23 protein-coding genes and 3 tRNA genes are annotated in these 26,690 nt (G+C 65.8%); 11 read left to right on the top strand and 15 right to left on the bottom strand.

The window, feature by feature from the left end; genetic code table 11:
* Positions 1-3: 3 nt before the first annotated feature.
* The 7 genes from CFB82_RS10785 to tig form a co-directional block, all read right to left on the bottom strand.
* The gene (locus tag CFB82_RS10785; RefSeq protein WP_089484116.1) at positions 4-1,938 is read right to left on the bottom strand and encodes a SurA N-terminal domain-containing protein; all 1,935 of its coding nucleotides are present in this window, start codon (positions 1,936-1,938) and stop codon (positions 4-6) included.
* Between the two features lie 330 nt (positions 1,939-2,268).
* A tRNA-Asp gene (locus CFB82_RS10790) sits at positions 2,269-2,345 on the bottom strand.
* A 23-nt stretch (positions 2,346-2,368) separates the two neighbouring features.
* Positions 2,369-2,444, bottom strand: a tRNA-Val gene (locus CFB82_RS10795).
* A gap of 204 nt (positions 2,445-2,648) precedes the next feature.
* On the bottom strand, positions 2,649-5,072 hold the full coding sequence (gene lon / locus CFB82_RS10800; protein WP_011352361.1) for an endopeptidase La: 2,424 nt from the start codon (positions 5,070-5,072) through the stop codon (positions 2,649-2,651).
* Positions 5,073-5,269: 197 nt separating this feature from the next.
* Positions 5,270-6,541 carry an ATP-dependent Clp protease ATP-binding subunit ClpX gene (gene clpX / locus CFB82_RS10805; RefSeq protein ID WP_006489345.1) on the bottom strand — a complete coding sequence of 424 codons (1,272 nt, stop codon included), beginning with the start codon at positions 6,539-6,541 and terminating at the stop codon, positions 5,270-5,272.
* A gap of 163 nt (positions 6,542-6,704) precedes the next feature.
* On the bottom strand, positions 6,705-7,358 hold the full coding sequence (gene clpP / locus CFB82_RS10810) for an ATP-dependent Clp endopeptidase proteolytic subunit ClpP (RefSeq protein WP_010092137.1): 654 nt from the start codon (positions 7,356-7,358) through the stop codon (positions 6,705-6,707).
* A gap of 140 nt (positions 7,359-7,498) precedes the next feature.
* Entirely contained in the window at positions 7,499-8,845 is a 1,347-nt protein-coding gene (tig, locus tag CFB82_RS10815) for a trigger factor (protein WP_089445816.1), read from the bottom strand.
* Positions 8,846-9,233: 388 nt separating this feature from the next.
* Here tig and CFB82_RS10820 point away from each other — a divergent pair, with 388 nt between their 5' ends.
* Together CFB82_RS10820 and CFB82_RS10825 are read left to right on the top strand one after the other, a co-directional pair.
* Positions 9,234-10,379 carry a glycerate kinase gene (locus tag CFB82_RS10820; RefSeq protein ID WP_089484117.1) on the top strand — a complete coding sequence of 382 codons (1,146 nt, stop codon included), beginning with the start codon at positions 9,234-9,236 and terminating at the stop codon, positions 10,377-10,379.
* A gap of 62 nt (positions 10,380-10,441) precedes the next feature.
* Positions 10,442-10,891 (top strand): MarR family winged helix-turn-helix transcriptional regulator, encoded by a 450-nt coding sequence (locus CFB82_RS10825; protein WP_039367176.1) that lies wholly within the window; start codon positions 10,442-10,444, stop codon positions 10,889-10,891.
* Between the two features lie 177 nt (positions 10,892-11,068).
* On the opposite strand, the gene CFB82_RS10830 is transcribed toward CFB82_RS10825, so the two are convergent.
* Both CFB82_RS10830 and CFB82_RS10835 read right to left on the bottom strand, forming a co-directional pair.
* Positions 11,069-12,067 (bottom strand): 2-dehydropantoate 2-reductase, encoded by a 999-nt coding sequence (locus CFB82_RS10830; RefSeq protein WP_089484118.1) that lies wholly within the window; start codon positions 12,065-12,067, stop codon positions 11,069-11,071.
* A 109-nt stretch (positions 12,068-12,176) separates the two neighbouring features.
* Positions 12,177-13,322, bottom strand: a complete 1,146-nt coding sequence (locus CFB82_RS10835; protein ID WP_089484119.1) for a helix-turn-helix transcriptional regulator — start codon at positions 13,320-13,322, stop codon at positions 12,177-12,179.
* 302 nt (positions 13,323-13,624) lie between these two features.
* Here CFB82_RS10835 and CFB82_RS10845 point away from each other — a divergent pair, with 302 nt between their 5' ends.
* The 4 genes from CFB82_RS10845 (at position 13,625) to CFB82_RS10860 (ending at position 17,371) form a co-directional block, all read left to right on the top strand.
* Entirely contained in the window at positions 13,625-14,671 is a 1,047-nt protein-coding gene (locus CFB82_RS10845; protein WP_089484121.1) for a porin, read from the top strand.
* Between the two features lie 21 nt (positions 14,672-14,692).
* On the top strand, positions 14,693-15,901 hold the full coding sequence (locus CFB82_RS10850; RefSeq protein ID WP_089484122.1) for an MFS transporter: 1,209 nt from the start codon (positions 14,693-14,695) through the stop codon (positions 15,899-15,901).
* A gap of 16 nt (positions 15,902-15,917) precedes the next feature.
* A complete protein-coding gene (locus CFB82_RS10855) occupies positions 15,918-17,027 on the top strand; it encodes a class II histone deacetylase (protein ID WP_089484123.1) in 1,110 nt (369 codons plus the stop codon).
* 113 nt (positions 17,028-17,140) lie between these two features.
* On the top strand, positions 17,141-17,371 hold the full coding sequence (locus CFB82_RS10860) for a hypothetical protein (protein ID WP_089484124.1): 231 nt from the start codon (positions 17,141-17,143) through the stop codon (positions 17,369-17,371).
* A 104-nt stretch (positions 17,372-17,475) separates the two neighbouring features.
* Here CFB82_RS10860 and CFB82_RS10865 read toward each other — a convergent pair whose 3' ends face one another.
* Positions 17,476-17,769 (bottom strand): hypothetical protein, encoded by a 294-nt coding sequence (locus tag CFB82_RS10865; protein WP_089484125.1) that lies wholly within the window; start codon positions 17,767-17,769, stop codon positions 17,476-17,478.
* Positions 17,770-17,962: 193 nt separating this feature from the next.
* A tRNA-Leu gene (locus CFB82_RS10870) sits at positions 17,963-18,049 on the bottom strand.
* Between the two features lie 235 nt (positions 18,050-18,284).
* Here CFB82_RS10870 and hpnD point away from each other — a divergent pair.
* Positions 18,285-19,118, top strand: coding sequence for a presqualene diphosphate synthase HpnD (gene hpnD / locus CFB82_RS10875; RefSeq protein WP_089484126.1), 834 nt, complete (start codon positions 18,285-18,287; stop codon positions 19,116-19,118).
* Between the two features lie 10 nt (positions 19,119-19,128).
* Here the strand turns inward: hpnD and CFB82_RS10880 are convergent, their stop codons facing one another.
* The 3 genes from CFB82_RS10880 to CFB82_RS10890 form a co-directional block, all read right to left on the bottom strand.
* On the bottom strand, positions 19,129-20,349 hold the full coding sequence (locus tag CFB82_RS10880) for a DUF1501 domain-containing protein (RefSeq protein WP_089484127.1): 1,221 nt from the start codon (positions 20,347-20,349) through the stop codon (positions 19,129-19,131).
* A gap of 67 nt (positions 20,350-20,416) precedes the next feature.
* Positions 20,417-21,919: a DUF1800 domain-containing protein gene (locus CFB82_RS10885; protein WP_089484191.1), complete on the bottom strand. Its 1,503-nt coding sequence runs from the start codon at positions 21,917-21,919 to the stop codon at positions 20,417-20,419.
* Positions 21,920-22,051: 132 nt separating this feature from the next.
* Complete coding sequence (locus CFB82_RS10890; protein ID WP_011352385.1) at positions 22,052-22,330, bottom strand: hypothetical protein; 279 nt, start codon at positions 22,328-22,330, stop codon at positions 22,052-22,054.
* A 258-nt stretch (positions 22,331-22,588) separates the two neighbouring features.
* Between CFB82_RS10890 and ompR the strand changes: the two genes are divergently transcribed.
* The 4 genes from ompR (at position 22,589) to CFB82_RS10915 (ending at position 26,067) form a co-directional block, all read left to right on the top strand.
* A complete protein-coding gene (ompR, locus tag CFB82_RS10900) occupies positions 22,589-23,323 on the top strand; it encodes an osmolarity response regulator transcription factor OmpR (protein ID WP_006478565.1) in 735 nt (244 codons plus the stop codon).
* Positions 23,324-23,363: 40 nt separating this feature from the next.
* Positions 23,364-24,725, top strand: a complete 1,362-nt coding sequence (locus tag CFB82_RS10905) for an ATP-binding protein (RefSeq protein ID WP_069248226.1) — start codon at positions 23,364-23,366, stop codon at positions 24,723-24,725.
* A 189-nt stretch (positions 24,726-24,914) separates the two neighbouring features.
* Positions 24,915-25,463 carry a peroxiredoxin gene (locus CFB82_RS10910; protein ID WP_006478563.1) on the top strand — a complete coding sequence of 183 codons (549 nt, stop codon included), beginning with the start codon at positions 24,915-24,917 and terminating at the stop codon, positions 25,461-25,463.
* A gap of 76 nt (positions 25,464-25,539) precedes the next feature.
* On the top strand, positions 25,540-26,067 hold the full coding sequence (locus CFB82_RS10915; protein ID WP_011352388.1) for a carboxymuconolactone decarboxylase family protein: 528 nt from the start codon (positions 25,540-25,542) through the stop codon (positions 26,065-26,067).
* Between the two features lie 134 nt (positions 26,068-26,201).
* Here the strand turns inward: CFB82_RS10915 and ispF are convergent, their stop codons facing one another.
* Positions 26,202-26,687 carry a 2-C-methyl-D-erythritol 2,4-cyclodiphosphate synthase gene (ispF, locus tag CFB82_RS10920; RefSeq protein ID WP_021160386.1) on the bottom strand — a complete coding sequence of 162 codons (486 nt, stop codon included), beginning with the start codon at positions 26,685-26,687 and terminating at the stop codon, positions 26,202-26,204.
* Positions 26,688-26,690: the final 3 nt, after the last annotated feature.

Here is a 26,690-nt window from a genome sequence, read left to right on the forward strand (position 1 = left end):
CGCTCAGTTGTCGCCGTCCTGCGACTGGCTGGCCGTCGAGCCGTACAACTTCACCTTCGAGCGATCGCGCAGTGCGGCGAGATACGCTTCGCCTTCGCTCTGCGCGTCGACCTGCGCCATCTGCTGCTGCGCGGCGGCCAGTTGCTGCGGATCGACCGCCGAACCCGGGATCACCGCGTTCACACGGTAGATCGCGTAGCCGTCCGCGCCGAGATCGACACCGACGTACGCCGGCAGCGTCTTCGCATCGACCTTGTACACGGCGCTCAGTGCAGCCGGCGTCAGGCCCTGCGACTGCGTGCGCGACACCTTCTGCGCGGCCGCGAACCCGTCGGCCGACTTCGACTTCTGCAGTTCGGCAAGCTTCGCCGCGCCGTCCTTCTTCGCGAGTTCCGCAGCCTGTTCGGCAACGACCTTCTGGCGCACGACGTCCTTGATCGCGTCGAGCGCGGGCACGGCGGCCGGCTTGTAGTCGGTCACGCGCGCCGAGATCAGCGTGTTGTTGCCGACGTCGATCGCCTGCGTGTTGTTCTGGTTCTTCACCGCGTCGTTCGCGAATACGGCGGCCAGGAACTTCGGATTGTTCAACGGGCTCGTCGCCGGCAGCTGCGGATTCGGCGTCGGCGTGACGGTGGCCGTCTGGATCGTCAGCTTGTACTTGTCCGCGGCCGGCTGCAGCGTCTTCGCCTTTTCGTAGACGGTGGACGTGAAGCCTTCCGCGTTGTCCGTGAACGCCTTCGATGCGTACTGCTGCTTCAGGGCGACTGCGATTTGGTCCTTCACGTCGGCGAACGGCTTGATGGCGGCCGGCTTCACTTCCGTTGCCTTCAGGATGTGGAAGCCGAGATCCGACTGCACGACACCGCTCACGTCGCCCTGCTTGAGCGCGAACGCGGCATCGTCGAACGCCTTGCCGCCCGCCGTCGAGCCGCGCGCGATGAAGCCGAGGTCGCCGCCCTTCGCTGCCGACGGTGCGTCCTGCGAGCTCTTCTGCGCGATCTGCGCGAACTGGTCCGGATGCGCCTTCACGTCGGCCAGCAGCTGCTCGGCCTTCGTCTTCGCTGCTGCCTTGTCGGCCGCGCTTGCGCTGCCCGGCGCGGCGATGAAGATGTGGCTCACGCGAACCTGCGCTTCGGTGCGGAAGTGCGTCGGGTTGTCGTCGTAGAACTTCTTGATGTCCGCATCGGTCGGCTGCGTGCTCGCGGCTGCTGCGGCGGGCGAATAGACCAGGTACTGGATCGTCGCGGTCTCCGGCGTCGCGAAGCTCTGCTTGTGCGCGTCATAGTACGCGGCGAGCTGCGCATCGGTCGGCTGGACCTTCGCGGCGAAGTCGCTCGTCTTCAGCACGAGCGCCTGCACTTCGCGCTGCTGCGCGGCGAGTTCGGACAGGCGTTGCGCGAGGCTCTTCGGCGTGAATGCGCTCGACACGATGCTGGCCGGAATCTGTTGCAGCGAGAGGCTGTAACGCACGCGCTCCTGATACTGTTCGGGCGTCATCCCCTGGAACGACAGCAGTTGCGCATAGCGCTCGACGTCGATCGAGCCGTCGGGCTTCTTCAGCGACGCGATCATCGGGTCGCTCATCAGCGCGTCGCGCACCGCGTTGTCGGATGCGGTCAGGTGCAGACGTTGGGTCTCGTCGGCCAGCACGCGTTGCTGGATCAGGCCGTCGAGCACCTGCTTGCGGTGCTCGGGCGTATCGAACATCTTGATGTCGAACTGCCCGCCGAGCGCCTGACGCGCCTGGTCGATCTGCTGGCGGAACGCGCCGTCGAATTCGACCCGCGTGATCTTGTGCCCGTTGACTGCCGCGACGTTCGCGCTGTCGTCGAAGAAGCCGCGGAAGCCTTGGATCCCGACGAAACCCAGCCCCGGCAACACGATCAGGAGCAGGAGCGCCATCATCAGGCGCTGGTGATTACGGAAGAAATCGAGCATGCGTGACGGGAAAATTGGACAAAACGACCGATATTACAACATACGGGGTGGGACGGGAGAAAAGCAGACGTACTGCGGGCGAGTACGGCGCGGCAAACAGGCGCACAAAACGAAAATGCCCGCACAAGGCGGGCACTTTCGTTTGTTTGGCGGAGCGGACGGGACTCGCCTACATCCTGCAGGCCGCGGCTGCGCTTGCAAGCGCAGCCCTTCGAGTCCCGCCGGAAGCTGCGCAGGCAGCTTCCTCCACTCCGCAGTCACGCGCCCGCCAGCGGGCACAATCGGAAACGCAAATGAAAAAGCCCGCACAAGGCGGGCTTCTTCATTTTCTGGCGGAGCGGACGGGACTCGAACCCGCGACCCCCGGCGTGACAGGCCGGTATTCTAACCGACTGAACTACCGCTCCTTGGTCTGGCTGAATCAGGAAACTGGTGGGTGCTGAGGGGTTCGAACCCCCGACCTACGCCTTGTAAGGGCGCCGCTCTACCAGCTGAGCTAAGCACCCGTTTCCGATTCGTTCTGGCTGCGATCTGCGTTTCGGCATCAACAACCAGCGAGCCCGCAAGTTTAATTCATCCCCGATCATTTTGCAAAGCCCTGACGCGAATTTTTTAAACGTCCGCGCACACGATTCGGCTACGCATAAAAAAACCCGCGGCCATGCCGCGGGTTTCGTGAACAACCGTCAGGAACGACGGTGTCCCGATGCTTAGTGCTTGACGAATTCCGTCGAGCCGGCATCCTTCGCCGCATCGGCGACCGGTGCCGCCGCCTTCGCCTCTTCTTCCGGCGGCAGCGGGGTCGGCGAACGCTCGAGCGCGAGTTCCAGCACCTTGTCGATCCAGCGGACCGGCACGATCTCGATCGCGTTCTTCACGTTGTCCGGAATCTCGGCGAGATCCTTCACGTTCTCTTCCGGGATCAGCACGAGCTTGATGCCACCGCGATGCGCCGCGAGCAGCTTCTCCTTCAGGCCACCGATCGGCAGGACTTCACCACGCAGCGTGATTTCGCCCGTCATCGCGACATCGGCACGCACCGGGATACCCGTCAGCACCGACACCAGCGCGGTCGTCATCGCACCGCCCGCGGACGGACCGTCCTTCGGCGTCGCGCCTTCCGGCACGTGGATGTGGATGTCCTGCTTCTCGAACGCTTCGTCCTTGATGCCGAGACGACGCGAGCGCGAGCGCACGACCGAACGTGCTGCCTCGACCGACTCCTTCATCACGTCGCCGAGCGAACCCGTACGGATCACGTTGCCCTTGCCCGGCATCACCGCGGCTTCGATCGTCAGCAGATCGCCACCGACTTCCGTCCACGCGAGGCCCGTCACCTGACCGACCTGGTTTTCCTTCGCCGCGAGGCCGAAGTCGTACTTGCGTACGCCGAGGAACGTATCGAGGTTTTCGCCGTCGACCTTGATCGCGCCCGATGCCTTCTTCAGCAGCAGCATCTTCACGACCTTGCGGCAGATCTTCGACACTTCCCGCTCGAGCGAACGCACACCGGCTTCACGCGTGTAGTAGCGGATGATGTCGCGGATCGCCTGCTCGGTGACCTCGATCTCGCCTTCCTTCAGCCCGTTGTTCTTCTTCTGCTTCGGCAGCAGGTAACGCTGGGCGATGCTGACCTTCTCGTCTTCCGTGTAACCCGACAGACGGATCACTTCCATCCGGTCGAGCAGCGGCGGCGGGATGTTCAGCGAGTTCGACGTCGCGACGAACATCACGTCCGACAGGTCGAAGTCGACTTCGATGTAGTGGTCGGCGAACGTGTGGTTCTGTTCCGGATCGAGAACTTCGAGCAGCGCCGACGACGGATCGCCGCGGAAATCCATGCCCATCTTGTCGACTTCGTCGAGCAGGAAGAGCGGATTGCGCACGCCGACCTTCGTGAGGCTCTGCAGGATCTTGCCCGGCATCGAACCGATGTACGTGCGGCGGTGGCCACGGATCTCGGCCTCGTCACGCACGCCGCCGAGCGCCATCCGGACGAACTTGCGGTTCGTCGCGCGGGCGATCGACTGGCCGAGCGAGGTCTTGCCGACGCCCGGGGGCCCGACGAGGCACAGGATCGGCGCTTTCACCTTGTCGACGCGCTGTTGGACCGCGAGATACTCGAGGATGCGTTCCTTCACCTTCTCGAGGCCGAAGTGATCCTCGTCGAGCACCTGCTCGGCGTTCGACAGGTCGTTGTTGACCTTGCTCTTCTTGCGCCACGGCAGGCCGATCAGCGTGTCGATGTAGTTGCGCACGACGGTGGCTTCCGCCGACATCGGCGACATCAGCTTCAGCTTCTTCAGCTCGGCGTCGGCCTTCTTCTTCGCTTCCTTCGGCATGCGTGCGGCGTTGATGCGCTTCTCGAGCTCCTCGAGATCCGCACCCTCTTCGCCTTCGCCCAGTTCCTTCTGGATCGCCTTGACCTGTTCGTTCAGGTAGTACTCGCGCTGGCTCTTTTCCATCTGGCGCTTCACGCGCCCGCGGATGCGCTTTTCGACCTGGAGGATGTCGATCTCGGCTTCGAGCTGCGCGAGCAGGTGCTCGAGGCGCTCGATGACCGGGAACATCTCGAGGATGTGCTGCTTCTGGTCGAGCTTAAGCGGCAGGCGCTCGGCGATCATGTCGGCGAGGCGGCCCGCTTCGTCGATACCCGACAGCGACGTGAGGATCTCCGGCGGGATCTTCTTGTTCAGCTTCACGTACTGGTCGAACTGCGACACGATCGCGCGGCGCAGCGCTTCCGTTTCAGCGCTGTCGGCATGATCGGGCTCGAGCGGCATCACTTCGCAGGAGAATTGCGTTTCCTGCTCTTCGATCGACAACGCCTTCGCGCGCTGCAGGCCCTCGACGAGCACCTTCACGGTGCCGTCCGGCAGCTTCAGCATCTGCAGGATGTTGGCGATACAACCGACCTCGTACATGTCCTTTTCGGTCGGTTCGTCCTTGGCCGCGGTTTTCTGGGCGACGAGCATGATGTGCTTGCCGCCTTCCATCGCTGCTTCGAGGGCCTTGATCGATTTCGGCCGGCCCACGAAGAGCGGAATCACCATGTGCGGGAAAACGACGACATCCCGCAGCGGCAGCAGCGGGAGCGTGATGCGTTCCGGCGGGAGAAGTTGGGTGCCTGACATTTCATTTCCCCATGAGTGGAATCAATTGTTCGGTAATTGAGGCCGCCACAACGAATTGCAAGCCTTCAAGTGCGGGAAATATTCGGTAAGAAAGTAACCACCGCGTGTCGAGTCAGAGTTACCCACAAGATAAACGAAAAAAAGCCGCCCACGGTCTCATGAACGGCCTTTTTCGCAGAACATCGTCGGCAAGCCGGTCAGTTCGAACCCGCCACCTTCGGCGTGTCCTCGTAGATCAGCAAAGGCTTGCCGTCGCCATCGATGACGTTCTCGTCGATGATGACCTTGCTGACCCCTTTCATCGTCGGCAGTTCGTACATCACGTCGAGCAACGCCTGTTCGATGATCGAACGCAAACCGCGCGCGCCGGTCTTGCGGCGGATCGCCTTGCGGGCGACTGCCTGCAGTGCGCCCGGCCGGATCTCCAGCTCGACGCGCTCCATCGCGAACAGCTTGTGATACTGCTTGACGAGCGCGTTCTTCGGCTCGACCAGGATCTTCATCAGCGCGGCTTCATCGAGCTTGCCGAGCGTCGCGACCACCGGCAGGCGGCCGATCAATTCGGGGATCAGACCGAATTTGATCAGGTCTTCCGGCTCCGTCTCGCGCAGCACTTCGCCCGCGTCGCGCTCCTGCTTGCTCTTGACCGTCGCGCCGAAGCCGATACCGGTTTTCTCGGTACGGTCGGTGATCACCTTTTCGAGGCCGTCGAATGCGCCACCGCAAATGAACAGGATGTTGGTCGTGTCGACCTGGATGAAATCCTGGTTCGGGTGCTTGCGACCGCCCTGCGGCGGCACCGACGCCATCGTGCCCTCGACGAGCTTCAGCAGCGCCTGCTGGACGCCCTCGCCCGACACGTCGCGCGTGATCGACGGGTTGTCCGACTTGCGGCTGATCTTGTCGATTTCGTCGATGTAGACGATCCCGCGCTGGGCCTTGTCGACCTCGTAGTTGCAGTTCTGCAACAGCTTCTGGATGATGTTCTCGACGTCCTCGCCGACGTAGCCGGCTTCGGTCAGCGTCGTCGCATCGGCGATCACGAACGGCACGTTGAGCAACCGCGCGAGCGTCTGCGCGAGCAGCGTCTTGCCGGAGCCCGTCGGGCCGATCAGCAGGATGTTGCTCTTCGACAGCTCGACGTCGTCCTTCTTGTCGAGATGCTTCAGGCGCTTGTAGTGGTTGTACACGGCCACCGCGAGGATTTTCTTCGCACGCTCCTGACCGATCACGTACTGATCGAGGATGTCGCGAATTTCCTGCGGGCTCGGGAGATCCGACCGGGACAGGCTGGCCTCGACGCCGGCGGCAGCCGCCTCGTCGCGAATGATTTCGTTGCAGAGGTCGATACATTCATCGCAGATGAACACCGACGGGCCCGCGATGAGTTTTTTCACCTCATGCTGGCTTTTCCCGCAAAACGAGCAATACAACAGCTTCTCGCTGTTCGAACCTTTTTTGTCCGCCATGAATGTAGAGCCTCCGGACAGGTAAATGACATGATACGCCGATTGCTCCGGACGCCGCGCCTAGGGCGCGACCGGAGCCGGCTGGATGCGCTTGCCGCAGATGCTCAGGGCACTCGGGACGTTTGAGGGCGCCGCCCGAATCGGGGCGGCACCCCGTTTAAGCTCACGGGCGCTTCAACAGCACCTGATCGATCAGCCCGTACGCCTTCGCGTCCTCGCTCGACATGAAGTTATCACGGTCGGTGTCGCGCGCGATGCGCTCGACGTCCTGGCCCGTGTGCTGCGCGAGCAACTGGTTCAGCCGCTCCTTCAGGTAGAGGATTTCGCGTGCCTGGATCTCGATGTCGGATGCCTGGCCGCGTGCGCCGCCGAGCGGCTGGTGAATCATCACACGCGAGTTCGGCAGCGCGAAACGCTTGCCCTTCGCACCCGACGCGAGCAGGAACGCACCCATGCTGGCCGCGAGACCCATGCACAGCGTCGACACGTCCGGCTTGATGAACTGCATCGTGTCGTAGATCGCCATGCCGGCCGACACCGACCCGCCCGGGCTGTTGATGTACAGGCTGATGTCCTTGTCGGGATTCTCGCTCTCGAGGAACAGCAACTGCGCGACCACGAGGTTGGCGGTCTGGTCGTTCACTTCGCCGACCATGAACACCAGGCGCTCCTTCAGGAGACGCGAGTAGATATCGTACGAACGCTCGCCGCGGCCGCTCGTTTCGACGACGATCGGCACCAGCCCCAGCGCTTGCGCCTCGAAACCCTGCGGCGCGTTCGAAGCAAGCATGTCCAGCAATTCAGCGCGAGTGATCATTCAATGAACCTTGTTCGAATGGAAAATTGAACGGAAGGAAGCCGCCCGCTCAATCGCCATATTAATGGCAACCGTGCGCTTGACGTAAAAACGGCGTGCGGGCCGTCGCTCCGACAGCCGGCACGCCGCTAGAGCAACACTTACGCTTGCGCCGATGCGCTCGCGAGTGCTTCGAAGCTCACTTCCTTGTCCGTCACCTTCGCCTTGCCCAGCACGAAATCGACGACGTTGCTTTCAACGACGAACGCTTCCATCTCGGCGAGGCGCTGCTGGTTCGAATAATACCAGCGGACCACTTCCTTCGGGTCTTCGTAGCTCTTCGCGAACTCGTCGACTTCCGCGCGGATCTGTTCCGGCTTCGCTTCGAGGCCGTTCGACTTCACGAGCTCGGCCAGCACGAGGCCCAGCTTCACGCGGCGTTCTGCCTGCTCGGTGAACATCTCGGCCGGGATCGGTGCGTCCTTCGCGTTCGGCACGCCGCGCTGCGCCAGGTCCTGGCGAGCCATTTCGACGAGGCGTTGCTGGTCCTGCTCGATCAGCGCCTTCGGCACGTCGAGTTCGGAGATCTTCAGCAGCGCGTCCATCACCTGGTTCTTGACGATCGACTGCGTGCGACGCTTCGCTTCGCGCTCGAGGTTTTCCTTGATCTCGGCGCGCATCTTCGTGAGGTCGCCGTCTTCGATGCCGAGCGACTTCGCGAATTCCGCGTCGATTTCCGGCAGGTGCGGCCACTCGATCTTCTTCATCGTGACCGTGAACTGCGCCGTCTTACCCGCGACGTCCTTGCCGTGGTAGTCCTCTGGGAACGCCAGGTCGAACGTGCGCGATTCACCTGCCTTCAGGCCCAGTGCAGCCTTTTCGAATTCCGGCAGCATGCGGCCTTCGCCAAGCACGAACGGGAAATCTTCGGCCGTGCCACCCTGGAACGCGACGTCGTCGATCTTGCCGACGAAGTCGACCGTCACGCGGTCGCCGTCCTTGGCTGCGGTGTCCGCGCCGCCGTCGCCGTGCTCGCCGGCTTCGCCGCGTGCGTGGTAGTGCACGCGTTGCTTGCGCAGGATGTCCAGCGTGCGGTCGATTTCGGCGTCGCCGATCGACGTCGTCGAGCGCTCGACTTCAGCCGTCGCCAGATCGCCGATCTTCACTTCCGGGTACACCTCGAACGTTGCGTCGAACGCGTATGCACCTTCAGCCTGCTCCTGCTTCGGCTCGAAGCTCGGCTGGCCAGCGACGCGCAGGTTTTCCGCGCGGCTGATCGTGAAGAATTCCTGGCCGATCTTGTCGCTCAGCACTTCCGCCTCGACCTGACCCGCGTACTGTTGCGCGACCATCTTCACCGGCACCTTGCCCGGGCGGAAACCCGGCATGCGCACAGTCTTCGCGAGTTTCTGGATACGGGCGTCGATTTCCTTCTGCACGGTGTCTTTCGGCAGGGAAATCGTCACGCGGCGTTCAAGCTTGCCGAGGTTCTCAACAACGTTAGCCATGGCTTCAATCGTCCTAAAATTATTCGAGCGAATCGGGTTTTCCTTGCCGTGCCTGCCTGCGGCGTGATGTGTGTCACATCCACTCGCCGCGCCGGAGCGCCACGCCATCCCTGCACGCGCCGGATGGCTAGCGCAAGCGGCTCGGAGCACGGCTTTGGCCGGAAGAATCGACTATTCTAGCAAACAATTTTCATCACACCGCCAGATCGGCGCGACGCGCGTGCGTCCGCGCCGCGTCAACAGCCCTTTGCACGGCAATGCAAGCGGATCGCCGCTATGCCGAACGCCGTATCCACCCCGGGCCCGCCATCCTGTAAGCTCCAATTGAAGGGTCGCCGCCGTCGCGGCCCCACCATTCTTCACACCAATCACGCCTTCCGGAGACACCATGCCGCAACACCCGTCCGCGCCTGTCGTCGTCATCGCGCCCGATTCGTTCAAAGGCTCGCTTTCCGCCGAGCAGGTCGCGGACGCGATCGCCACCGGCATCCGCCGCGCCCGGCCCGACGCTGTCGTGCGCTGCTGCCCGATGGCCGACGGCGGCGAAGGCACGCTCGACGCGATGCTGGCGGGCGGCGGCACGCGGCGCGCGCTGCGGGTGGCCGGCGCGTCGCTCGCGGCACGCGACGCGGCGGTCGGCGTGATCGACGCGCGCACCGCGATCGTCGAGACGGCGGAGATCGTCGGCATTACCGATCCGGTCGGCATGAGCGTGCCGGTCGATGCACGCAGCACACGCGGGATGGGCGAGGCGATCCGCACGCTGCTCGACGAAGGCGTGCGCCGCTTCTTCGTCGCACTCGGCGGCAGCAGCACCAACGACGCGGGCGCCGGGCTGCTCGCGGGCCTCGGCCTGCAGTGCTTCGACGCGGCCGGCCAGCCGGTCGAGCCCGTGCCGTCGCGGCTCGCCGACATCGCGCGCATCGACGCGTCGGGGCTCGACCCGCGGCTGAAGGAAACGGAATTCATCGGCATGTCCGACGTCGACAACCCGCTGACGGGCGCGCACGGCGCGACCGCCGTGTTCGGCCCGCAAAAAGGCGTGACGCCCGGGCAGGTCGCCACCCTCGACGCCGCCCTCGCCCGCTTCGCCGACCTCCTCGAAGCCGCGCTCGACCGTCGCAGCCGCGACCTGCCGGGCGCCGGCGCCGCGGGCGGCCTCGGTTTCGCGCTGCACATGCTCGGCGCGCAGTTCGAAGCGGGCGCCGAAGTGGTCGCGCGGCAGGTCGGCCTCGATGCGGCGCTCACCGGCGCCAACTGGCTGATCACCGGCGAAGGCCGCTCGGACGTGCAGACGCTGCACGGCAAGGCGCCGTTCATCGCGTGCCGCCATGCGCAAGCCGCGGGCGTGCCGGCGGCGCTGCTGTCGGGCGCGGTCGACCCGGCCGCGCTGCCGCGCCTGTCCGAACATTTTTCCGGCTGCTTCTCGCCGGCTCCCGGGCCGATCACGCTCGACGTCGCGATTCGCGACGCGGCCAATCTGCTCGCGAACGAAGCGGAGCAATTGACACGCCTGAAGTACGGCGCACACTGACCGTTGACCCGAGCGCGCGATACAGGAACAATCGGGCCCGCCCTTTTTCTTCAGGATTCGACATGAAAGGCCGTCAAGCCGGGCTCGATCAGTTTCTGACCTATCGCCTCCACGCGCTCACGAAGCGATCCGACCGCGGGATCGGCGAGGTGTACCGGCACAAGCTCGACATCTCGCTGCCCGAGGCGCGCGTGATCGCCGCCGTCGGCGCCTTCGGCCCGTTCTCGATCATGGATCTCGCGCGCCACACCAATCTCGACAAGAGCCAGGCGAGCCGGGCAGCCGAGGCGCTGCTGCGCCAGGGGCTGCTCGAACGCAGCGCAAGCGAGGAGGATGGCCGGATCGTGCTGATCGCGCTGACCGCCGACGGCCGCGCACTGCATCGCAAGATCATGCCGATCGTGCGCAAGTGGAACGACGGCTTGCTCGCGTGCCTGTCCGACAGCGAACGCCAGACGTTCGAACGGCTGCTCGACAAGGTCGTCGCGCACGCGACCGAGCGGGACGACTGAGCCGCCGCAACACAGGGCATGGCGCACCCGGTATTGATCCGACGAATTTGACGGGCCGCCCCGGTCGCCTCACCGGCGACGCGGGCGGCCCGTTTTGCGTCATGCGGCACGTCGCGTTGCAAACGGACTACGGCGCTCCGCCTCGCCGGCGTCGCGCATGCAGCGGCCCCGCCCGCGCTACAGCCCGCTGTTCGCTGCACGCTGGCGCAGCAGCCCGAGTACCGCGTCGCAGTACGGGGTCGACACGCCGAGCTTGCGTCCGAGTTCAGGGAACACGCCGAGAATCGGCCCGATCTCGAGCGCGCGCCCCGCTTCGAAATCCTGCAGCATCGACGTCTTGAACGCGCCGAGCTTGCGCGTGACCGCGATCCGCTCGGGTCCGCTCATCCCCGTCGACAGGCCGAGCCTCGCGCCGATCGCGGCCGCCTCCTCCATCATCCGCAACGCGAGATCCTGCGTGAACGGATCGTCGAGCAGTTGCTCGGCCGTCGACCCCGTCAGCGCGCTCAGCGGATTCATGTTCATGTTTCCCCACAGCTTCGTCCAGATCTCGGTCCGGATCGCGGGCGTCGACTCGACGTCGAAACCGCCGGCCGCGAGCGCCGCGGCGAAGCGGGCTGTGGCGACGTCGAGCCGCGGATCAGGCGCACCGACGATCAGCCGGTTGCCGCGCCCGCGACGCACGACGCCCGGCGCGTCGGTACTCGACGACAGGTGCACGACACAACCGATCGCCTGCGCCGGCGGCAACGCCGTCGACACCGCGCCGGCCGGATCGACCGCATCGAGCGACACGCCGTCGAGCGCCCCTTCGAGCCCGTGCGTGAACCACCACGGCAGCCCGTTCATCGCCGCGACGATCACGGTGTCCGGCCCGACCAGCGGCGCAATGCGCGCGGCCAACGCCGGCAGCACCTGCGCCTTCAGCGCGATCACCACGTAGTCCTGCACGCCGAGCGCGGCCGCATCGTCGCTCGCTCGCACCGGAACCGACGATGTCTCGCCCGCCTCGTCGATCACACGCACGCCGTGCGCATTCAGCGCGTCGAGCGTCGCGCCGCGCGCATATGCGCTCACGGTCATGCCGGCCCGCGACAGCGCGGCCGCGAGCAACCCGCCGATCGCGCCGACCCCGACCACTGCCGCGCGCACCGACCCTGAATTCGTGTCGTTCATGATGGAATTCCGTCTCCTGGAAGCTGACGAGCATAACGCCCAATGGTTGCGGGAACAACCATTCACGCGATTGCATGCAACGCGCGGCGATCGTGCGACTCAGCGCAATTCAGCGCGACTCGCCACCGGCTTCCATCGGCTCGTCGTCGGCCGCGCCGCCCGTTGCGCCGAGCACGCCGGCGATCTGGCTCTTGTCGTGCATGCCGAGCTTGCGGTACGCGCAGCGCAGGTAGTGGCGCACGGTCGTCGGCGAAATCGCCATCCGTTGCGCAACTTCCTTGTGCGAGCGCCCGGCGCCGTAATAGCGGATCGCCGCGAGCTCGCGCGGGCTCAGGCGGTCGAGCAGCGAGCGCGGCCGCGCCTCGATCTGGAACAGCCCCGCAACCGGCACGCACTGGATTCGCAGCGCATCGCCGACGAACGGCTGGCCCGACTGGCGCCGCAAATGCGCGACGAGCGGCTCCGGCACGCGGGCACCGGCCCATGCCGGCCATTCGGTGCGCAGCACGTCGTCGAAACCGTGATCGGCATGGTGAAGCACACCGAAGTTGTCGCACAGTGCACGCGCCGCCGGCGCGACCGCATCGCCGCGCTCGCGCGTGAGCTGCGCGGCGCGATTGATCGTCAGCGCCGCCGCGAGATGCGGAATCACTTCCTCGAAACGGCGTGCATCGTCGTCGCTGAACGGGCGATTCAAGCCCTGGCGGTAGATCGACATGAACGTCGTCAGGCCGAAACGGCGATCGAGCGTGCACACGCACATCAGTTGTGCGAGCCCGTACTTCACGCACCAGTCGCGAAACCGGGCATCGAGCCCCGGTTCGACGACCGACAACCGCACCGCATGGCCATGCGCGCCGCGCAGCGTGCGGTGCGCGAGCGGGTCGCAATCGCGCACGCGCTTCCAGTCGCTGAAAAATGCGTGCGGCAGACGGTACAGGAAGCTGTTGTGCATCACCGGGCCGGTCGGCACATGGGTCGCGACGCCCGTCCATGCGGCGTCGAACGGGATGAGCGCCTGCAGCAGCGAAAAGAACCGATATTCGAATTCGCCGATGCCGGACCGGGCGGCAACCGCGTACAGGTCGAGCAGCATCAGCCCGAGTTCGCGCTGCGATGCGTCACCGCACGTGACGCCGTCGAAATCGGCACGCCGGGGCGGCAGCGTCGGCCAGGCGAAGTCGTCGAGCACGATGGCGGCCGGCACGTCGCGCAGCGCATCGAGATCCTGCCCGATATCCGTCGTGATCCTCACCTTCCGCTCCCCTGCCCGATCGGGCTGCTGATGTGCGCAACGACACCGGCCGATTATAGCGATCGGCTTTTTTGACGGGCCACGGTGCCGGAACGGGCGTCAGCCCCATCCATTTGAACGGTGCACGGCACGTTGCTGCTCCGCAGCACGTCGCACCACGGCTACTCGCCGCTTGCGTGCCGCGCACCACGGGTTTTCCACACCGTTCATCTGTACGACTGTTCGAAGGTTTTCCCGCTGCGGACACTGCGTCGCGACAACACCAACGACAAACCGATGCAGGACGGTATGGAGAACCCCACGTGACGAAACCCCGCTTCATCCGCACGGCCGCGGCCGTCGCGACGCTTGCCGCGTGCAGCGCTGCCGCGCACGCGCAGTCGAGTCTCACGCTGTACGGCGCGCTCGACGCCGGCGTGCAATACCTGGCGCATGCCGACGGGCGCCACTCGGCCGTGCAGTTGCAGAACTACGGCATCCTGCCTTCGCAGATCGGGCTGAAAGGTCACGAGGATCTCGGCGGCGGCTGGCGTGCGCTGTTCAAGCTCGAACAGGGCCTCAACCTCAACGACGGCACCGCGACCGTGCCCGGCTATGCATTCTTCCGCGGCGCGTACGTCGGCATCGCGGGGCCCGTCGGCACCGTCACGCTCGGCCGGCAGTTCAGCGTGCTGTTCGACAAGACGTTGTTCTACGACCCGCTCTGGTACGCGTCGTACAGCGGCCAGGGCGTCATCGTGCCGATGAACGCGAACTTCATCGACCACTCGGTCAAGTACCAGTCGCCGACGTTCGCCGGCTTCGACGTGGAGGCGCTTGCCGCGACGTCCGGCGTCGCCGGCAATACACGCGCCGGACGCGTGCTCGAACTCGGCGGCCAGTACACGAGCAACGGCCTGTCGGTCAGCGCGGTACTGCATCAGGCACATGGCGATGTTTCCACGGCCGACGACACGTCGGCGCGCCGCCGCGAACTCGGCACGCTCGCCGCGCGCTATGCGTTCGCCACACTGCCGCTCACCGTTTATGCGGGCGTCGAACGCCTGACCGGCGACCTCGACGCGGCGCGCACGATCGTCTGGGGCGGTGCGCGCTACCAGATGTCGAGCGAGATCGGCCTGAACGCGGGTGTCTATCACACCGACTCGCACACGCCGGCGATCGGCCACCCGACGCTGTTCATCGCGAGCACCACGTACGCACTGTCGAAACGCACCGTCGCCTATGTGAACCTCGGCTACGCACGCAACAGCGGCCAGAGTTCGCAGACCGTCTACGAATACGACCCGACGCCGCTCGCCGGCGCATCGCAGTTCGGCGCGATGGTCGGCATGTACCACCTGTTCTGATTCCCCACACGAGATCCCGCCATGAAAACCCTTTCACCGGATGCCGCACTCCCGCCCGACGGCCGCGCATCGGCCTTCGCGCGCTCGACGCTCGTCGCGCTCGTCGTGTTCGCGGCCATTACACCGCTGCTGCTGCTCGTGGCACCCGCCGTCGCGGGCCAGCTCGCGACACAGCTCGGGTTGTCCGCGTCGCAGATCGGCACTTACTTCTTCGTCGAACTCGGTGCGTTCAGCCTCGCGACCGTGCCGTCGTACCTGTGGCTCGGCCGGGTCGACGCGCGCCGCGTCGCCGCATTCGCCATCGCGCTGTTCGGCGCGGGCAACCTGCTGACCGCGCTGTGGATGCCGAGCTTCGTCGCGCTGCTCGCGCTGCGCGCCGTCACCGCGCTCGGCGGCGGCTCGCTGATGGTGCTCTGCATGACGAGCGCCGCGACGAGCGAGAACAGCGACCGCGTGTACGGCCTATGGGTCGTCGGTCAGTTGATTGCGGGGGCAATCGGCCTGTTCGTGCTGCCACACGTGTTCGCGGCGTTCGGGTTGCGCGCGCTGTATGTCGCACTCGCCGCGCTCGCGCTGCTCGCGGCGCCGCTGTCGCGCGGCTTTCCGTCCTCGCTGGGCACGCGAGCCACGCCCGCACAACACACGCGCAACGCTGCGGCGCGGACACCGCAAAGCTTCGTCGTGCTCGCGATCGGCGCGGTGCTGACGTTCTATCTCGCGATCGGCAGCGTGTGGACGTTCGCAAGCCGCGCCGCGACCGAAGCCGGACTCGATCCGCAGTCGACCGGCAACGTACTCGCGATCGCAAGCGTGATGGGCATCGCCGGTGCGGCGCTCGCGTCGTGCGCAGGCGGCCGGCTCCCGAGGCGCGCGATGCTCGCGGCCGGTTACGCGCTGCTGGCGGCCTCGCTCGTCGCGCTCGCCGTGATGCGGCATGCCGGCGGCTACAGCGCGGCGATCTTCGCGTTCAAGTTCGCGTGGACGTTCGTCCTGCCGTTCATCCTCGCGACCGTCGCGCAGATCGACACGTCGGGCCGCCTCGTGGCCACGCTCAATTTCGTGATCGGCGCGGGTCTCGCGGCCGGCCCGCTGCTCGCCGGGCTGATGCTCGATGCCGGCGGCACGATGCGCGCGCTGTTCACGATCGCGACGGCCGTCGCGATCGTGTCGTTCGCCGCGCTGCGCCACATCGATCGCCGCACGCGCCCTTCCATTTCCACCCAACCGTGACAGGTCACGCACATCCATGAATCGCACTGCCTTCTTCACCGACGAACGCACTTTCTGGCATACCGGCGGCACGCACGCGCTGTTCTTCCCGGTCGGCGGCTGGGTCCAGCCGCCGTCGAGCGCGGGCTACGCGGAATCGCCCGATTCGAAGCGCCGTTTCCTGTCGCTCGTGCAGGCCTCGGGCCTGGCCGCGCAGCTCGACCTGCGCGGCGCCGAGCCGGCCGCGACCGCCGACCTGCTGCGCATCCATCCCGCGCACTATCTCGACGCGTTCCGCGCACTCAGCGATGCGAACGGCGGCGACCTCGGCGATCTCGCGCCATTCGGCAAGGGCAGCTACGAGATCGCCGCGCTGTCGGCCGGACTCGCGATCGCGGCCGTCGATACGGTCCTCGGCGAACGTGCGGGGAACGCCTTCTCGCTGTCACGGCCGCCCGGCCATCATTGTCTACGCGACCGCCCGATGGGCTTTTGCCTGCTCGCGAACATCCCGATCGCGATCGAGGCCGCCCGCGCGAAACATGGCATCGAGCGCGTCGCGGTGATCGATTGGGACGTGCATCACGGCAACGGCACGCAGTCGATCTACTACGACGATCCGGACACGCTGACGATCTCGCTGCACCAGGATCGCTGTTTCCCTCCCGGCTACAGCGGCGCGGACGATTGCGGCGAAGGCGCGGGTATCGGCGCGAACCTGAACGTGCCACTGCTCGCGGGCAGTGGCGACGATGCGTATCGCTACGCGTTCGAACGAATCGTGCTGCCGGCGCTGGAGCGCTTCCGGCCCGAGCTGATCATCGTCGCGAGCGGCCTCGACGCAAGCGCGGTCGATCCGCTCGCGCGCATGCAGTTGCATACCGACAGCTACCGGTTCATGACGCGTGCGGTGAAGGAGGCTGCGCAACGCCATTGCGGCGGGCGGCTCGTGATCGTTCACGAAGGCGGCTATTCGGAGGCGTACGTGCCGTTCTGCGGGCTCGCGATCGTCGAGGAACTGGCGGGTGTTCGCACCGACGTCGCCGATCCGATGCTCGAGCTCGCGATCGCGCAGCAGCCGGGCGAGCGGTTCGTTGCGTTCCAGCGCGAATTGCTCGACGAACTGGCTACGTCGTTCGGGTTGTAAAGCGCGCCGGCGGACGCGACGAGGGCCGGCCACCGCCGGCCCTCTTGCGCGATCGGAGCGGATGGGGTTTCCTGTGCTTTTATCCCGTTTCGGCCCGAAGCCGCACTCTTCCGATGAAATCGTCCCCGCGCGATAACGATGACGATGCCAAGACGCGCCGCCAGCCTTCGAAGCTGGTCCTGAACATCGCCGCCGTGACGGTCGGCCTCATCACGTTCGCAATCGGCGCGGCGTGGGTGATCTATAGCTGGGTCGTCGATCGCGAAGCACAGTATTTCGCGATCCCGCTGGTGTTCTCGGTGCCGGTGATCGTGGCGGTCGCGATCCGCAGTTTCTGGGAATAAGCGCGGCTGGCATGACGAAGCGCCGCGGGTCGGGCGACGCGCGGCGCTGGTATCCGGCTTGTTTCAGATGAGGCGGGAATTCCCGCGGTTCGCTTGCGGGTCGGTTACAGGCCGGAGGACGCACACGGATCGGGGACTGTGCCCCGAGCCCCGCCGATGACGAGGGTGGGCCCAGTGCCGGTCAGGAACCTGGCGGCCGCTATCAGCACACGTTCCGTCGTCAGCGATTCATCGCTCGAAATCTGCCGATTCGAGTAGGCGTAACACTCCGGGGGCATGACGAACCGCTGCACAGGCTTGGCGCTCCAGGCTATGTTGTCGGCGGGCGTCGTGGCAAATGCCGGCGCAGCGAGTATCAGCGCCAGTACGGAAATCGAAATGCGGACGGTGTTTTTCATCGATGGCCCTCGGCGTAATTGTGTTTCTTATATGGAAAGCGAACACGATATTACACGCGGCACGAATATTCGCGCACCACTTGCCCCGGCGCTCGTGCCGGGAAAAGCACCGGCATCAACAAAAAAGCGCTGCGGTCAATCGACCGACAGCGCTTTTCGGTGAACGGCCCCTCACGGAGGCGCATTCGACTTCTGGTGCGTGAGGCCGGACTCGAACCGGCACACCCTTGCGGGCGTCAGGACCTAAACCTGGTGCGTCTACCAATTTCGCCACTCACGCGCATTTCTGTCGCCTGACCACGCGGCACGAAAGATGCGTGACCACGCGCCCGGGACATCGCGCCGGCTTGTATCCGGCACGCCCGATCAGGCGAGCGCGAGATTCTACCCGATCCGTGCGGCGTTGTCTCGCCCCTGCCGGCACCCGTCGTGCAGCGATGCTAGAATGCCGCGCTCGACGTTTCGGCACCGCGCCGCCGCGCGTCCCCCGAACCCGCCCCCACCCGATTCCGCCCGTGAACTTCGACGACTACTGTCAGCAAAAGGCCGCCCCTGCGGGCTCCAGCGTCTACTACGCGCTGCGCCAGGCGCCGCACGCCACGCAGCCGCGCCTCACTGCGCTGTTCGCGCTGCGCCGCGAACTCGAGGAAACCGCCAAGGAAACCAGCGACCCGACCGTCGGACACACGAAGCTCGCGTGGTGGCACAAGGAACTCGCGGCGCTGGCCGACGGGCAGCCGTCGCACCCGGTCACGAAGGCGCTCGCGCAGCATCATCCGGCGATCGCCGCCGAGGCCGATGCGTTGCGTGCGCTCGTCAACGGTTACGGGATGGACCTCGAACAGGCGCGCTACCTCGATTTCGCGAACCTGCAGCGTTATATCGCGCAGGTCGGCGGCACCTTCGCGTCGCTGGTCGCGCGCGCAAGTTCGGCAAACCCGGCGGAACCACAACCGTGGGCCGCGGACGCCGGCCGCGCGCTGATGCTCGCGCAATTCGTGCAGGACCTCGGCAACGATGCGCGCCACGGCCGCATCTACCTGCCGATCGACGAACTGCAGCGCTACAACGTGACCGCGGCCGACCTGCTGAACCGCCGCTACAGCCCGGCCTTCACCGAATTGCTGCAATTCCAGACGGCCCGCGCGCGCGAAGCACTCGTGGCCGCCGAAGCGGCGATCCCGGCATCCGAACGCCGCGCCCAGCGCACGCTGCGCGCGCAGATCGCACTGGCCGGCTCGCTGCTCGACGAAATCGAGCGCGACGGCTACCAGGTGCTGCATCAGCGCATCGCGCTGACGCCGATCCGCAAGCTTTGGATCGCGTGGCGCGCCGCGCGCCGCCGCTGATCCCCACGCCTCACGCCTTCAACAACGGCAGCGTATCGAAGCGCTGCTGCAGCACGCGGGTCGCGTCGAGCCCCCACCACGGCCCGAGCACGGTCGCGTAGAGCTGGCGGAAATCGACCGCGACCGGCAGGTTGCCGTTGCCGTCGAGCCGCCCGAGCGCCGGCGGCGCACCGTATAGCCCGCCGGCCACGCGGCCGCCCATCACGAAATGCGGCGCGGCCGTGCCGTGATCGGTACCGTTGCTCTGGTTCTCGCGCACGCGCCGCCCGAATTCCGCATACGTCATCACGAGCGTCTGGTTCCAGCGCCCGAGTTCGATCAACGCACCGCGCATCGCGCTCATCCCTTCCGCGAACTGCTTGAGCAGCGCAGCCTGCTGCCCCGGCTGGTTCTGGTGCGTATCGAAGCCGTTGAGCGTCAGGCGCAGCACCGCGACACCATCCTGCGCACCCGGCCCGGACGCTTCGCACGCGGCCAGCACCTGCATCGCGGTCTTGACCGACGTGCCGAACGCGCCGGCCGGAAAGGCCGTCCGGAATTCACGCATCCCGCCGCGCGGACGCAGCCGGTCGGCCGCCTTCACGATGTCGTTCTCGACGTCGATGATGTGTGCGAGCGCGGGGTTCTGTTCGCGCAGCGACGACGGCTCGGCAAGCCGGGCCGCACGAATGAACTGCGCGGGATTGACGAGCGCGATCGCACGCGCACCGTTCGAGAGCGGCCCCATCTCGGCGCTACCGAGCACGACGCCGTCGGCCGCGAAACCGGGCGGCACGGGCGCCTGCGCAAACGTGCGCGTCAGCCAGCCTTCGTGCAGATATTGATCCGAGCGCGACGCGGTATCCCAGATCTCGATCGAGCGGAAATGCGACAGGTTCGGCTGCGGATAGCCGACGCCCTGTACGACCGCGACCTGCCCGTCGCGCCATAGCGACATCAACGGCGCAAGCGACGGATGCAGCCCCGTGTGCGCGTCGAGTTGCAGCACCTGCTCGCGCTTGATGCCGATGCCGCGGCGGAACTGGTAATACAGCGGGTCCGCATACGGCACCACCGTGTTGAGGCCGTCGTTGCCGCCCTTCAGCTCGACGAGGATCAGCACGTTCGCGTACCCGGCCGCCGATGGGCGCCCCGTCTGCGCCACGGAAGCCGCCATCGCAGGGGCCTGCCACATCGACACGCCGGCCGCGGCCGCGGCGCCCGTCAGCGTCAGAAAATCACGTCGGTTCATCGCGCATCCTTTGGTTCGCCGCCCGGTACCCTTGCCGCACCGGCGCCCCGCTTCATCGTCGTTCGAATCATTTCAGTTGGTAGGCCGGATCCATCAGCAGTGCCTCGAGATACGCACTGCCGGTCGAATCCGTGTCGATCGCCGCGACCGGCGACAACTGCAGCACCGCATGTTGCAGCTGAAGCTCGGTCGACAAACCGGCGATCGCCTGCGGCCGCGCGCGATATTGCGCAAGCCAGCGTTCGAGGTCGAATCGCAGGCCGGCGCGCGCGGGCTTGGCAGGCGTTCCGTGCATGCCGGCAGCGGATGCCGTCTCGACCACCGGCATCGCATGCGCGCGGGCATTCGGCGGCTGCACCATCGCATGCGCCGGCGGGTGCATGCCGGCCGTCTCCGTCGCGCGGAACAGTTGCTCGACGAACTGCTTGCGCGCGAGCAGCGTGGTGCTGTTGATCCACAGCGCGCCGCCCGGCCAGCCCTTCACGTTCGGCGGATAGAACAGGTTCTGCCCGAGCGTGCGCACGGTGTTCGCCAGCATCTGTGGATCGCCGTATGACACGTCGAACAGTCGCACCGATCCGACGACGAATTCCGCCGGCGACTTGACGAGCACGCCGCGGTTGCGAGGATCCCAGAAGGCGTCGGTCGACCACAGCGCGGCGAGCGCCGTGCGAATGTCATAGCCGCTCGAGCGAAACCGCTCGGCCACTGCATCGAGCGCGCCCGGATCGGGCGTATCCGACACGAACTCGCGCCACAGCTTGGCGACGATGAAACGCGCGGTACCGGGCCGCTTCAGCAGGATGTCGAGAAAGCCGTCGCCATCGAACGGCCCCGTTTCGCCGAGGATCGTCTTGTCGCCGGCGTCGTGCCAATCCTGCCGAACCTCGAAGCGATACGTATCGGGATCGACCGTCCAGCCCGTCATCGCACGCGCGGCTTCGGTCACGTCGTATTGCGTGTAATGCCCTTCGCCGAGCGTGAACAGCTCCATCACCTCGCGCGCGAAATTCTCGTTCGGACGCCCCTTGCGATTGCTCGCGCCATCGAGGTACTGCAGCATCGCCGGATCCTTCGCGACCGCATGCAGCAGCACGCCGAAGTTGCCGAGCGCCTCGCGGCGAAACAGCGCGTTCTGCGCCGCCATCGTCTGCGGGTACGGCACCTTGTCCTGCCCCGACGTGAAATGCCCGTGCCAGAACAGCGTCATGCGCTCGGTGAGCGGCGACGGCGTGACGATCATCTCGTTGACCCACGCCGCGCGCAGCGCATCGTACCGAACGTTGCGCTCGCGCTGCTCGTCGCGCCGCATGTCGGGCGTCAGCGCCTGACGCTGCGCGCGCGTCGGCGGCAACTCGGCGATCCAGTCGGGCCAGCTCGTAACGGGGTCGCGGCGAACGTTGCCGAGCGTGTCGACCACGACCTGCGCGCGCGTCATGCCGACGACGCGCGCAACATCGGCGGGCGCGGGAGAAAAACCGGTGCGACTCAGGAAAAACAATGCATCGTCGGCGTCGAGCGGCGACTGCATGGCGGGCGACGGCGCCGGTGCGGCAGCGTTCGCTTTCATCGTCATGGACTCCCGGAGCGCACCGGCGGTGCGGATGCCGGTACAACGGCAATCGGCAGGCGAAAGTTGACGGAAAAATTGCTACGAATCTTTTCCGCGCGAAGTATTTCGCGCAGGGCGAAGGACGGCGTGTCAGCGCTTGTACAGCTCGCGAACGGCGTCTTCGATGTGCTGGCGCAAAAGGTGGCGCTCCTCGGGCGTCATGTGCCCGTCGCGGCGGCGCTGTTCGAGATCGGGGGGCACGGCGGAACGGACCGTCATCTCGGCGGTGCGATCGGACTGCGGCGCTTTGCCGCGCGGCAGCTTGCGCGACGATGCGCCCTGCTCGGGGCGCTGCGCATACGCGAAGTTCGACGCATACGGACCGGCAAGCGCGATCGTCAGCATCAGTGCAATCCGGGCAGATCGCATGACCGTCCTCGCTTCTTTGGTCGATTTGTTCCCTTCGTCACGCGGCAACCGGCTACCTCTGGTACTTGAAAAACCCTGCGGAATTCGGGTGTGCAAAGATGAATGATGGAGTGCAGGGGAGTATCTACCGAATTTCGGCTTCGAGTAAAGGAATCTCTATAGCCTGCCTTTACTCGGCGCGACACTACGGGTAAATTTTGTAACCGACTGTAACGCCCGAAAATACACGGCCGTGCGCCAATTCCCATTCGCGATAAGATGCCGATCATGGAAACGAAAAACCCCTCCAAGATTCTCGTCGTCGACGACGACCCGCGCCTGCGCGATCTGCTGCGCCGCTATCTCGGCGAGCAGGGTTTCAATGTCTACGTCGCGGAAAACGCGACCGCAATGAACAAGCTCTGGGTACGCGAGCGTTTCGACCTGCTCGTGCTCGACCTGATGCTCCCGGGCGAAGACGGCCTGTCGATCTGCCGCCGCCTGCGCGGCAGCAACGACCGCACGCCGATCATCATGCTCACCGCAAAGGGCGAGGATGTGGATCGCATCGTCGGCCTCGAGATGGGCGCCGACGATTACCTGCCGAAGCCGTTCAACCCGCGCGAACTCGTTGCGCGCATTCATGCGGTGCTGCGCCGCCAGGCGCCGGCCGAACTGCCGGGCGCGCCGTCGGAAACCACCGAGGTGTTCGAGTTCGGCGAGTTCTCGCTGAACCTCGCGACGCGCACGCTGACGAAGTCCGGCCAGGAAATCCCGCTCACCACCGGCGAGTTCTCGGTGCTGAAGGTGTTCGCGCGTCATCCGCGCCAGCCGCTGTCGCGCGAGAAGCTGATGGAGCTCGCGCGCGGCCGTGAATACGAAGTGTTCGACCGCAGCCTCGACGTGCAGATCTCGCGCCTGCGCAAGCTGATCGAACCGGATCCGGGCAGCCCGCGTTTCATCCAGACCGTCTGGGGCCTCGGCTACGTGTTCATCCCGGACGGCGCCGCCTGACCTTTTTCCTTTCCGGTTTCGCCCGCCCACGGCCCGTCCCATGCGTATCGACCGGCGCCTCCTTCAGCTCGCGTTCGGCGGGCTGTTCTGGCGCACCTTCCTGCTGATCGCGCTGCTGATCTCGGTCAGTCTCGCCGCGTGGTTCCAGAGCTTTCGCGTGATCGAGCGCGAGCCGCGTGCGCAGCGCGTGGCTCTCCAGCTCGTCGCGGTCGTGAAGCTCACGCGCACCGCCCTGCTCTATTCCGATCCCGATTTGCGGCGCGCGCTGCTGCAGGATCTCGAGAGCAACGAGGGCGTGCGCGTTTACCCGCGCGAGAAGACCGACAAGTTCAAGCTGCAGCCCGACGAATCGCTGAACCGCCTGATCGAACACGACATCCGCAGCCGCCTCGGCGACGATACCGTGATCGCGCAGTCGGTCAACGACATTCCCGGCGTGTGGATCAGCTTCAAGATCGACGACGACGATTACTGGGTCGCGCTCGACCGCGACCAGCTCGACAACGTCACGGGCTTGCAGTGGGCCGGCTGGGGGCTGTTCGCGCTCGCGTTGTCGCTATTCGGCTCCGCGTTCATCACCAGCCTGGTGAACCGGCCGTTCTCGCGGCTCGCGCTGGCCGCGCGGCAGATCGGCTCGGGCCAGACACCCGAGCTGCTGCCCGAGCGCGGGATGGGCGTCGCGGCCGAGACCAATCGCAGCTTCAACCAGATGGTGCGCGACCTCGAGCAGCTCGAGGCCGATCGTGCGCTGATGCTCGCGGGCATCTCGCACGACCTGCGCACCCCGCTCGCGCGGCTGCGGCTCGAAACCGAGATGAGCCCGTCCGACCAGGCGACCAAGGATGCGATGGTCGACGACATCGAGCAGATGGACCGCATCATCGCGGCCTTCATCGACTACGCACGCCCGTCGCAACGCAAGCCGGAGCCCGTCGACCTGTCGTCGATCGCGCAGGAAGTCGCCGCCCGCGTGTCGGGCGAGGATGGCGTCGAGATCCGCACGCGGCTCGCGCCGAGCGCGGTGATCGAAGCCGACGAGACCGACATGCGCCGCGTGATCGGCAACCTCGTCGAGAACGCGCGCAAGTATGGCCAGAGCAAGCAGGACGGCGTGTCGCGCATCACGCTCGAGACACGCGTGTCGCACGCGCGCGTCGAACTGTCGGTGAGCGACGAAGGCCCCGGCATCCCCGAGGATCAGCTGCCGCTCGTGATGCGGCCGTTCTACCGCGTCGACACCGCGCGCACCAAGGCGGACGGCACGGGCCTCGGGATGGCGATCGTGCTGCGCCTCGTCGGCCGCTATCGCGGCGCGCTGCGCCTGCGCAACCGCAACCCGGAAGCAGGCCTCGAAGTCACGCTCGAATTCCCCGGCGCCGGCAAGGCGCGTGCGACTGCGTGACGCGCTCGCGCACGCTTCTTGCGCTGCACACTATCGATCCGGTTGAAAAAAGCTATGAGGATCGTTAGTCAAAATCTATTGAAGTAAATAACTAATAGTGTTATAGTTTTACCCATGCTGTCACATCATCGTTGCAGCACCGAGGTAGCTTGACTCAGTCTTCTTCCCAACTCATACAGGAGTATCCGCATGAAAACCGTGGGCGATAAACTCGAAGCTTTCACCGTCGTAGCCGCGAAGCCGGGCTTCAACAATCACGAGGAAAACGGCCAGTCGGCGTTCGAGACCGTCACCGAAGCGTCGTTCCCGGGCAAGTGGAAGATCATCTACTTCTATCCGAAGGATTTCACGTTCGTGTGCCCGACGGAAATCGTCGAATTCGCGAAGCTCACGAAGCAGTTCGAAGAACGCGATGCCGTCCTGCTCGGCGGCAGCTCGGACAACGAATTCGTCAAGCTCGCATGGCGCCGTGAGCACAAGGACCTCGACAAGCTGAACCACTACTCGTTCGGCGACGTCAAGGGCGAGCTGATCGACCAGCTCGGCGTGCGCGACAAGGAAGCCGGCGTGGCCCTGCGTGCAACGTTCATCGTCGATCCGGACAACACGATCCAGCACGTTTCGGTGAACAACCTGAACGTCGGCCGCAGCCCGGAAGAAGTCCTGCGGATTCTGGACGGCCTGCAAACGGACGAACTGTGCCCGTGCAACCGTGCAGTCGGCGGCGCAACGCTGTAAGCGCATCGATGCACGAAGCCCGCGGCGCACGTCCTGCCTGCGGGCTTTTTTAACGGCCAACCCATAGGAGATATCAATGGAATTCATCGACTCGATTAAGGCACGTATTCCCGACTACGCGAAGGACATTCGCCTGAACCTCGACGGCACGATCTCGCGCTCGTCGCTCGAAGGCACCGACGCGGTCGGTGTCGCGCTGGCGGCGGCCATCGCGGCGAAGAGCACGGTGCTCATCAAGACGATCCGCGAAGCCGGCGTCCTGTCGCCCGAAGAGACGAACGCCGTGCTGACGGCGGCCGCGCTGATGGGGATGAACAACACCTGGTATCCGTATGTCGAGATGGCCGACGATGCCGACCTGAAGACGCAACGCGCCGAGCTGCGGATGGGCGCGTATGCGACGCACGGTGGCGTCGACAAGCGCAAGTTCGAGATGTACGCGCTCGCCGCGTCGATCGTCGGCAAGTGCCACTTCTGCGTGAAGTCGCACTATGCACTGCTGAAGAACGAGCAAGGGATGACCGTCACGCAGCTGCGCGACGTCGGCCGTATCGCGTCGGTGATCAACGCCGCCGCGCAAGTGATCGCCGCAGAAGGCGAATAAGCGGTTGCACCACCCGGCCGGCAGTCGCGCCGGCCCGGTCGCCGCGCCAAACGAAAATGCCACGCATCCGCGTGGCATTTTTCATTTCCGCCGCGCGGCGCGGCGGGCGAACCGCGCGCCGCCGCAGCCGGGCATCAGCCGCCCTGCTTCACCAGCAGCGCGGCAGCCTGCGCCTCGATCCCCTCGCCGCGGCCGAGATAGCCGAGCTTCTCGTTGGTCTTCGCCTTCACGTTCACGCGATCGAGCGGCAGCCCGAGATCGGCCGCGATGTTCGCGCGCATCCCGTCGATATGCGGCGCCAGCTTCGGCGCCTGGGCGATCACGGTGCTGTCGACGTTCTGGATCGTGAAACCGGCCGCCTTGATGCGTGCGGCGCACTCGCGCAGCAGCACGCGGCTGTCGGCGCCCTTGAACGCCGCGTCCGTGTCGGAAAAGTGGCGGCCGATGTCGCCGAGCGCCGCCGCGCCGAACAGCGCGTCGGTGATCGCGTGCAGCAGCACGTCCGCGTCCGAGTGGCCGAGCAGGCCGCGTTCGTACGGAATCGTCACGCCGCCGATGATGAGGGGGCGCCCCTCGACGAGCTGGTGCACGTCGTAGCCTTGTCCGATTCTGAAATCCATGCG

This window comes from Burkholderia sp. HI2714, assembly GCF_002223085.1.
Taxonomy (GTDB): domain Bacteria; phylum Pseudomonadota; class Gammaproteobacteria; order Burkholderiales; family Burkholderiaceae; genus Burkholderia; species Burkholderia lata_D.

Excerpts from the sequence above, each read along its gene's own strand:
- CFB82_RS10785 (WP_089484116.1), bottom strand. The coding sequence starts at position 1,938 with ATGCTCGATTTCTTCCGTAATCACCAGCGCCTGATGATGGCGCTCCTG.
- lon (WP_011352361.1), bottom strand. The coding sequence starts at position 5,072 with ATGTCAGGCACCCAACTTCTCCCGCCGGAACGCATCACGCTCCCGCTG.
- clpX (WP_006489345.1), bottom strand. The coding sequence starts at position 6,541 with ATGGCGGACAAAAAAGGTTCGAACAGCGAGAAGCTGTTGTATTGCTCG.
- clpP (WP_010092137.1), bottom strand. The coding sequence starts at position 7,358 with ATGATCACTCGCGCTGAATTGCTGGACATGCTTGCTTCGAACGCGCCG.
- tig (WP_089445816.1), bottom strand. The coding sequence starts at position 8,845 with ATGGCTAACGTTGTTGAGAACCTCGGCAAGCTTGAACGCCGCGTGACG.
- CFB82_RS10820 (WP_089484117.1), top strand. The coding sequence starts at position 9,234 with ATGCCGCAACACCCGTCCGCGCCTGTCGTCGTCATCGCGCCCGATTCG.
- CFB82_RS10825 (WP_039367176.1), top strand. The coding sequence starts at position 10,442 with ATGAAAGGCCGTCAAGCCGGGCTCGATCAGTTTCTGACCTATCGCCTC.
- CFB82_RS10830 (WP_089484118.1), bottom strand. The coding sequence starts at position 12,067 with ATGAACGACACGAATTCAGGGTCGGTGCGCGCGGCAGTGGTCGGGGTC.
- CFB82_RS10850 (WP_089484122.1), top strand. The coding sequence starts at position 14,693 with ATGAAAACCCTTTCACCGGATGCCGCACTCCCGCCCGACGGCCGCGCA.
- CFB82_RS10855 (WP_089484123.1), top strand. The coding sequence starts at position 15,918 with ATGAATCGCACTGCCTTCTTCACCGACGAACGCACTTTCTGGCATACC.
- CFB82_RS10860 (WP_089484124.1), top strand. The coding sequence starts at position 17,141 with ATGAAATCGTCCCCGCGCGATAACGATGACGATGCCAAGACGCGCCGC.
- CFB82_RS10865 (WP_089484125.1), bottom strand. The coding sequence starts at position 17,769 with ATGAAAAACACCGTCCGCATTTCGATTTCCGTACTGGCGCTGATACTC.
- CFB82_RS10880 (WP_089484127.1), bottom strand. The coding sequence starts at position 20,349 with ATGAACCGACGTGATTTTCTGACGCTGACGGGCGCCGCGGCCGCGGCC.
- CFB82_RS10885 (WP_089484191.1), bottom strand. The coding sequence starts at position 21,919 with ATGAAAGCGAACGCTGCCGCACCGGCGCCGTCGCCCGCCATGCAGTCG.
- CFB82_RS10890 (WP_011352385.1), bottom strand. The coding sequence starts at position 22,330 with ATGCGATCTGCCCGGATTGCACTGATGCTGACGATCGCGCTTGCCGGT.
- ompR (WP_006478565.1), top strand. The coding sequence starts at position 22,589 with ATGCCGATCATGGAAACGAAAAACCCCTCCAAGATTCTCGTCGTCGAC.
- CFB82_RS10905 (WP_069248226.1), top strand. The coding sequence starts at position 23,364 with ATGCGTATCGACCGGCGCCTCCTTCAGCTCGCGTTCGGCGGGCTGTTC.
- CFB82_RS10910 (WP_006478563.1), top strand. The coding sequence starts at position 24,915 with ATGAAAACCGTGGGCGATAAACTCGAAGCTTTCACCGTCGTAGCCGCG.
- CFB82_RS10915 (WP_011352388.1), top strand. The coding sequence starts at position 25,540 with ATGGAATTCATCGACTCGATTAAGGCACGTATTCCCGACTACGCGAAG.
- ispF (WP_021160386.1), bottom strand. The coding sequence starts at position 26,687 with ATGGATTTCAGAATCGGACAAGGCTACGACGTGCACCAGCTCGTCGAG.